The 7,259-nt window shown below is 50.2% G+C and carries 6 protein-coding genes; all 6 read right to left on the bottom strand.

Going from position 1 to position 7,259, the window contains the following annotated elements:
• Window positions 1–911 precede the first annotated feature (911 nt).
• The gene (locus PAT3040_RS25345; protein ID WP_108994869.1) at window positions 912–2,855 is read right to left on the bottom strand and encodes an FtsX-like permease family protein; all 1,944 of its coding nucleotides are present in this window, start codon (window positions 2,853–2,855) and stop codon (window positions 912–914) included.
• Window positions 2,852–3,607 carry an ABC transporter ATP-binding protein gene (locus PAT3040_RS25340; protein WP_108994868.1) on the bottom strand — a complete coding sequence of 252 codons (756 nt, stop codon included), beginning with the start codon at window positions 3,605–3,607 and terminating at the stop codon, window positions 2,852–2,854. The genes PAT3040_RS25345 and PAT3040_RS25340 overlap by 4 nt, the downstream gene beginning before the upstream one ends.
• Window positions 3,608–3,707: 100 nt before the next feature.
• Window positions 3,708–4,712 carry a sensor histidine kinase gene (locus tag PAT3040_RS25335; RefSeq protein ID WP_108994867.1) on the bottom strand — a complete coding sequence of 335 codons (1,005 nt, stop codon included), beginning with the start codon at window positions 4,710–4,712 and terminating at the stop codon, window positions 3,708–3,710.
• Window positions 4,709–5,398 carry a response regulator transcription factor gene (locus PAT3040_RS25330; RefSeq protein ID WP_108994866.1) on the bottom strand — a complete coding sequence of 230 codons (690 nt, stop codon included), beginning with the start codon at window positions 5,396–5,398 and terminating at the stop codon, window positions 4,709–4,711. Before PAT3040_RS25330 ends, PAT3040_RS25335 begins: the two co-directional genes overlap by 4 nt.
• Window positions 5,399–5,440: 42 nt before the next feature.
• Complete coding sequence (locus PAT3040_RS25325; RefSeq protein WP_108994865.1) at window positions 5,441–6,397, bottom strand: permease prefix domain 1-containing protein; 957 nt, start codon at window positions 6,395–6,397, stop codon at window positions 5,441–5,443.
• Window positions 6,398–6,403: 6 nt separating this feature from the next.
• Window positions 6,404–6,730, bottom strand: coding sequence for a PadR family transcriptional regulator (locus tag PAT3040_RS25320; RefSeq protein ID WP_108994871.1), 327 nt, complete (start codon window positions 6,728–6,730; stop codon window positions 6,404–6,406).
• Between the last annotated feature and the right edge of the window lie 529 nt (window positions 6,731–7,259).

The raw sequence follows: 7,259 nt of genomic DNA, 5'->3' as shown, positions 1-7,259 counted from the left end.
GGACCATCGGCGTTTTTAACGCCTACAGCTGCTCGTTCGCCTACTTTTTGGAGCCATAGGCGTTGTTAACGCCTATGGGCGCTAATCAGAGTTACTTTCCGGTCCATCGGCGTTTTTAACGCCTACAGCTGCTCGTTCGCCTACTTTTTGGAGCCATATGCGTTATTAACGCCTATGAACGTTAATCAGAGTTACTTTTCCGGTCCATCGGCGTTTTTAACGCCTACAGCTGCTCGTTCGCCTACTTTTTGGAGCCATAGGCGTTATTAACACCTATGCACGCTAATGAGAGTTACTTTTCCGGTCCATCGGCGTTTTTAACGCCTACAGCTGCTCGTTCGCCTACTTTTTGGAGCCATAAGCGTTACTAACGCCTATGGACGTTAATCAGAGTTACTTTTCGGTCCATCGACGTTTTTAACGCCTACAGCTGCTCGTTCGCCTACTTTTTGGAACCATAAGCGTTACTAACGCCCATGGACGCTAATCAGAGTTACTTTCCGGTCCATCGGCGTTTTTATCGCCTCTCAGCACATTTGTGCATATCTCCCTAATTTTCTTAAACAGAGGGGGCTTCTGCACAGCAAATTGTACGAAAATACACAAATTCTCGCTTCACATCTTCGTTTGGGACCTCTTTGAACCAATATTTGTGTATATATGTACAAATGTACGAATGAATGGCCCTTACCTCATCTTAATTGTGTATTTTTGCTCAATTGTTGTACCGTTTGTGAAAATATCCAAGGGCGCACACTAGCACCAGCACTCCAGCACCAGCACCACCATCGCCTCAATTCCCCCCGCACACAGCCGTTATATTGGCACAGACTGTGGCAAACTAATCTGCTTCCGAAATCAAAATTCATTAAAAAAGAGGCCCAAAGCATCTCTGCTTAGGCCCCTCTATTTCACAACGATTCCTTAATCACCCGCTTGTAATACAGCACGGAGAGGATTCCGAAGACGGAATACAGCGCCGTGTACAGCACCATGACAATGAGCATGGGGGCCGTGAGCTCCGTGCCGAATAGGAACCAGCCGGATTTCACGGCAAAGTAACCGTGGCTCAAGCCGACAATAAGCGGAATGCCGAAGTTAAACAACTGCTTGTACGCGATTCCGCGGAGCAAGTCGCCCTGCGTAAATCCCAGCTTGCGCAGTATCGTATAATTCGGTTTCTCCTCTTCGCTCTCATCCATCTGCTTGAAGTAAAGGATGCAGCCGGACGTGATCAGGAACGCAAGTCCGAGAAATCCGACGATGAACATGATCAATCCCATATTCAAACGTCCGTTCATCATAAGCTCATGCTGCGAAAACGACTCCTGAGAAGAGGATGGCTGCGTATCCGCATAGGCTTGCCGCGCCTCTTCCTTACGCGATGAATCCGGTATGTCCACGCCGTAATAATCCGCATATCTTGTATTCTGAACAGCCGGATCCAGATTCTGAAGGAGCTTCTCGTACACGCTGTCATCGACGATCGTCGTCGGTATTCCCTGTCCGTATCTGTAGATCAAGACGCTTTGTTCCTTGGTGCCGACGAGCTTTTGTTGAAGGCTGCCGTGCAGCCCCATAAATTGAAAATCGCCGGTCGACTTGAGCGACATGAAATTCTGCATCGCTCCGCTGTAGCCCATAAAAATCGCTTCGTTCGGCTCCACCTCTACTCCCTCCACCATGGCCTCGCTGAGTACCGGGGAGATAAACGTGTTGCCCTCCAGCGAGTCGAGCACGTTGGAAGACGCGATGCCCGTAACGTCGATTTCCATGTAAATCGGCACTCTGCGAATAACGTCGTAGGCAACTTTCCTGGCATCAAGCTCCGCGATAAAACGATCCTTCGCCTCTGCGTTCGCGAAAGCAAAATCATTCGGAACATCTCTTTGTGCTTGCGCTTCGGCCGAGTAATAAGAAATATAACTTAACGACAATAATCCGATGGCGAGCGCGGATACGGTCGTAATGACGGTGAGCAGCAATGCGTTCGACTTCATCCGAAACATGATGGAGGATATGGACAATACTTCCCCAATGGACAAGTATCCTTGTTTGCTTCTGCGGACGGCGTTGAAGATGACGCTGACCGAACCTTTGTAGAACAGGTAGGTCCCGATAATGACCGCTGCCAGAATAAAGATCATCGCCATCATGAGCTCGCCCATTCCCATGAACCGCCCTTTGAACAGCTCTGCAGATACGTAATAACCGACCAGGATGAAGACAATACCGCATAGTCCGAACACGAATTCCAGCATGGACCGCTTCTGAGTCCGCTGCTGCGCGACGGATACGGCGCGGAACAAGGAGAGAATCGTCTGCCTTCTAATAAATGCATAGTTCATGAGCATGATCAGAAGGTAAATGGCGGCAAACACGATAATCGTCTGAACAAGCGCTTCCGAAGAGAAACGCAGCTTGGCCATCTCATCGACGCCGATAATGCGGAACAGAATCATCAGAATCAATCTGGAAACCGCGAATCCGGCCGCAATGCCGACGATCATGGATCCGAAATACAAAATCAGATTTTCGGCGGTCATGATTCTGAAGATACGTTCCTTCGTCAGACCGATCAGCTGGAATAACCCGATTTCCTTGCTTCTTCGTTTAATGAAGATCGTGTTGGCATATAGCAGAAATACCGCGACGATGGCCACGAGCAGCACTGACGCTGCTCCAAGAGCGGCCGCTCCCTTGACCGAACCTTTGGCTTCGTCCATGGACGGATCGTATTGCAGCGTAACGAACGAGAAATAAAGAGCGACGCTGAAAATGAGCGCGAACACATAAAGAAAGTAGTTTTGAATGTTTTTTTTCAAATTCCGCAAGATGATCGTATTCAGACTCACCCTTGAACACCGCCCAGCACGCCTTGGGTTTTGATGATGTCGCCGAGCAGCGTCTGCCTGGATTCCTCGCCCTTGTGAAGCTGGCTGTAGATTTGGCCGTCCTTGATAAAGACGACGCGGCTGCAATAGCTGGCGGCTACCGGATCGTGCGTGACCATAATGATCGTCGCGGCGTGCTTCGCGTTCATGTAGCTGAGCTTATTCAGCAGGTCGGAAGCCGACTTCGAATCTAGCGCCCCGGTCGGCTCGTCCGCGAAAATAATGCCGGGATCGTGCACGAAAGCCCGTGCCGCGGAGGTCCGCTGCTTCTGTCCTCCCGAAATTTCGCTAGGATATTTGTCGGCAAGCTCGTAGATGCCAAGTTCGGTCGCAATTTGCTTGAATTTTTCAAGCGCGGCCTGTTTGGATACATCCCGGATGGATAACGGCAGAAGCACATTTTCCTTCACGGTCAGCGTGTCCAGCAGATTGTACTCCTGAAAAATAAAGCCGAGGTGATGCTTTCGGAATTCCGCGAGTTTCTTCTCCTTCATGCCCGTAAACTGTTTACCCTGGATCTCGATAGTCCCTTCGCTCAGTTGATCGATGGAAGAGAGCACGTTAAGAAGCGTTGTTTTGCCGGAACCGGACGCTCCCATAATGCCGACGAATTCTCCTTTGGTTACCTTTAGGTCGATCCCCTTAAGCACTTCCTGCCTATTGAATTTATTGCCGTATGTTTTGTGAATTTTTTTGGCCTCTAAAATAATCATGGGGTTACACTCCTTCTTTCGGATGCCTTTATCGTACCCCAACGGAACCTGGATTTCCTGCGATTTAACGAACAAAATAAAAAAGCATGTGACATTGTTGTCACATGCCCATCATTACATCAAAATCGTTGGCGACGGGGAACAACAGCCGGAACGTCGTGCCGCTGCCGTAGGTGGACTCCGCCTCCATTCGGATTCGAAGCGAATCCGCCGCTTTTTGCGCCAAATAAAGTCCCATGCCGGTGGCCGCGCTATCCTGATGCATCGTCGTGGACGTAAATCCCCGTTCGAATATGCGGGGCAAGTCCTTGGCGCTAATGCCGCGGCCTTGGTCCTGGATCTCGACGACGACATGCCCGTTCTCCTCGCAGCTGCTCACCTTTATGTCGGAGGACTCGCTGTATTTAACCGCGTTGGTTAAAATTTGCCTCAATATAAATCCCAGCCATTTGGCATCGGTCAGCACCTGCTCAGCCTGGAGGGATACGTCAAAGCCAATCCTTTTTTGCATGCACCAGGATCTCAAATCCTTAATTTCCTGGAACAGGATCGGCTCTAGCTTCGCGGACTCGACGTACAGGTCGTTCTCCATAAAAGGAATCCGCCTTTGATGCAGCTGCCGGTCCAGCAAATGATGAATGCGAAGCCATTCGTATTCCAGCTTGCTTTTGGCCGATTCCTCGGTTAAACGGTCGATCACGAGCCGCATGGCGGTAAGCGGCGTTTTTACCTCATGAATCCAGGCCGTCAATTCGTCCTTCTCCTGTTCGAGCAGCAGCAGATGTCCGGACGCTTCGCTCTTGTAATGAAGAGCTTGCGCGGACATGGACTCCTCCACCACCCGTTCGAACGGACTGCCGGCCTCCTTTAGGGATTCCGGACCGCAGGTGTGATCCCAGGCCTCCAACTGCTTGATGAATTTGGTTTCCTTATAGTATCTGGCAACCAGAAAGACGATGCAAACCATCGAGGACAACAACGTACTGTACAAGATCGGCATCAGCGGGATGGAGACGTCAATGGACGCTATGAACAGGGGCAGCAGGTGGACGACGGCAAGCAGCAGCAGCCAGCTTCGCCTTTCCGCGATGTATTTGCGAATCATGCCCCCGCCTCTTCCGTTGCCATGTAACCTCGGCCGACCTTCGTCTCGATATACGGGTCCAGTCCGATACTTTCGAGTTTTTTGCGCACACGGTTTACATTGACGGTAAGCGTATTATCGCTCACGAACTGCTCGTTGTTCCATAGGCTCGCGATCAGCTCGTCGCGGCTCACGATTTTATTTTTGCGTTCAACGAGATAAGTCAGAATAAACATTTCGTTTTTTGTCAGCTCTGCCGTTCCCTCGTCGTTCGCAATCGTATTTTTCATATAGTCGACGGCGGCCCCCCGCCACGTTTTCAGCTGGGTCGGCTCATTATTGTAGTTGTATGTTCTGCGCAGAATCGCCTGTATTTTGGCAATAAGCACGTCAAAGTGGAACGGCTTCTGCACGAAGTCGTCGGCTCCGAGCTGCATCGACATCACCATGTCCATGGGATGATCGCGGGAAGAAAGGAAGATGATCGGCACATTGGAATGCGCGCGAATCATCCGGCACCAGTGGAAGCCGTCGAATTTGGGCAGTTGGATGTCGATGATGACAAGCTCGGGACCCGCCTCCGCGAACTCCTGCATAACTTTATCAAACTGCTTAACGCCGAAGACCTCGTAGGACCATAAGGACAATCGCTCCTTGATTTCCTGGAACAATGTCGTATCGTCCTCTATGAGCATGATTTTGAACATCGTTGGTCACCACGTTTCTTAGGCAAACTCTTCTCGCTTACCTTACATTTCGCTCTTGCGATTCATATTATAGACGCCGTTCAGCATGCCGTGCAAGATGCCCGCAATGGGGAATACGGCCCAATTGACGTCCCAGCGATGATAGACAAAGCCAGTGAACAGGAAAATAATCGTCGCCAGCGGCCATATTACAGCGCCCACGGCTCCCGAAATTCTTTCCTCTTCCTTCTTGGCGGCAGCGAGAATCGGCTCTTCCAGAAGCTTCGTATATGCTCCCTGAATATTCCCGTAATAGACAAACAGGAACACCGCAACGGCCGCCAACAGCAAGAAAGCGGCAACGCCATAAGGAGCGTATTCTTCGTTGACATAAGATGCGGCGAAGATCAAGATGGGTGACAGCACGCTCAGGCAGACTCCGGTGATAAGAGAGAAACGATAAGTCGGAGCGTAATGAGCTTGACCTTGCCGCAACTCCATCTTGAGCGCATAGGATAATTGGAAACCTTGCTCCAAAGTCTTGAACCGGCTGAGCTTCATGCCGCTGTTAAAGAACATCCCTACTCCCACGGCGCCCAGCATGAACATACCGATCAGACCCAGCATCGAGCCTCGTTCAGAGTCGACCGTTGTTTCGAATAGCGTATCCAGAAAAATCAGCAACGCCACACCGCTTGCGCAGAAGAAAATTCCCAGACCAACCCACAATCCGGCGCTTCGCTTGGCAGCCGTATACGCGTAAGCCTCATGCTCTGTCAGCATAGGTGCTGCCCGCTCCGGTTCGACTGCACGAATGCCAAGTTCGGCAGTCAATTCCTCGATATTGCCGAATTCCGAAATGACGATGCCGATTGCCTCGTTCTCCGACTTGCCCTCCTCCTTCAGCTCCCTGTACTTCTCCTCCATCCCGGACAACAGCTCCTGCTTCATGCGCATGACTTCCAGTGTCTTGGGCAGACTGGCAAACATATGGTCCAAGTAGACGCTGATCGTTTCCATGATCCTTCACCACTCCTTTATAAATTGGTTGACAACAGCCTGCGTAACCATCCATTCTTCGCATTTCTCTTTGTAGTAGGAGAGACCCGGCGGAGTAATCCGATAATACGTGCGCCGTTTGCCGAGGCTCTCATCCCGGTAAAAGGATTCTATATAGCCGTTCTTCTCCAGTCTAGCGAAGGCGGAATACAGCGTGGTTTCTTTCATGACGTACTTCTCCTGCGTCAGCTGCCGGATCTGCTTGGATATCTCGTATCCGTAGGATTCCCCGCCCAGCAGCATGTAGAGGATCATCGTATCGTTATAACCGCGTATAACATCACTGCTGATCACTTCCGGCATCCTCCCCGATTACTTCATCTGTCGTAGTAAATGCAGTATAGCATAATTACTACGACAGGTGAAGTAGTAAGGCACGAAATGCTGGATTTTTTTCGCTTGCGGTCCCCTGGCGCAACTTAGGCAGCCACAAAATCACACTTCGACTAAATGGGGCGCCGATTTAGCACGCTTGGATCGCTGGGGTACACAGTATGCTTAGAACTTTTGCATAATTAGCATTCCTAGCACGATTTGGACACTATGTACGATTGGGACACTTTGCACGATTGGCAAGCTTTTTTGCACGATTGGGGCGATTTTTACGATTGACACACTTTGTACGCTTGGAGTGCTTTTGCACACTTTAGCCTGCAGGCTTGCCGCCTAACGGACATGAGCAACGCTATTCTACCGATTTGAGAGGTTTGTCAAATCTAACGGACTCCAGCGACGTTATTCCCTACTTTAGAGGATCATTTAGTATAATTTCGACCAATTAGCGTTTTTCCTGTCCGTTACAATTTGATTATTGTAAAAAACG

Origin of the sequence: Paenibacillus agaridevorans (assembly GCF_003112455.1) — a bacterium.
GTDB classification, from domain to species: domain Bacteria; phylum Bacillota; class Bacilli; order Paenibacillales; family Paenibacillaceae; genus Pristimantibacillus; species Pristimantibacillus agaridevorans.
Note: the sequence above shows the minus strand (reverse complement) of the source record. Positions and strands in the feature narration are given on the sequence as shown.

What these genes read in the sequence shown, in the direction of transcription:
- PAT3040_RS25335 (WP_108994867.1), bottom strand. Translation starts at nt 4,712, where the DNA reads ATGATTCGCAAATACATCGCGGAAAGGCGAAGCTGGCTGCTGCTGCTT.
- PAT3040_RS25325 (WP_108994865.1), bottom strand. Translation starts at nt 6,397, where the DNA reads ATGGAAACGATCAGCGTCTACTTGGACCATATGTTTGCCAGTCTGCCC.
- PAT3040_RS25330 (WP_108994866.1), bottom strand. Translation starts at nt 5,398, where the DNA reads ATGTTCAAAATCATGCTCATAGAGGACGATACGACATTGTTCCAGGAA.
- PAT3040_RS25340 (WP_108994868.1), bottom strand. Translation starts at nt 3,607, where the DNA reads ATGATTATTTTAGAGGCCAAAAAAATTCACAAAACATACGGCAATAAA.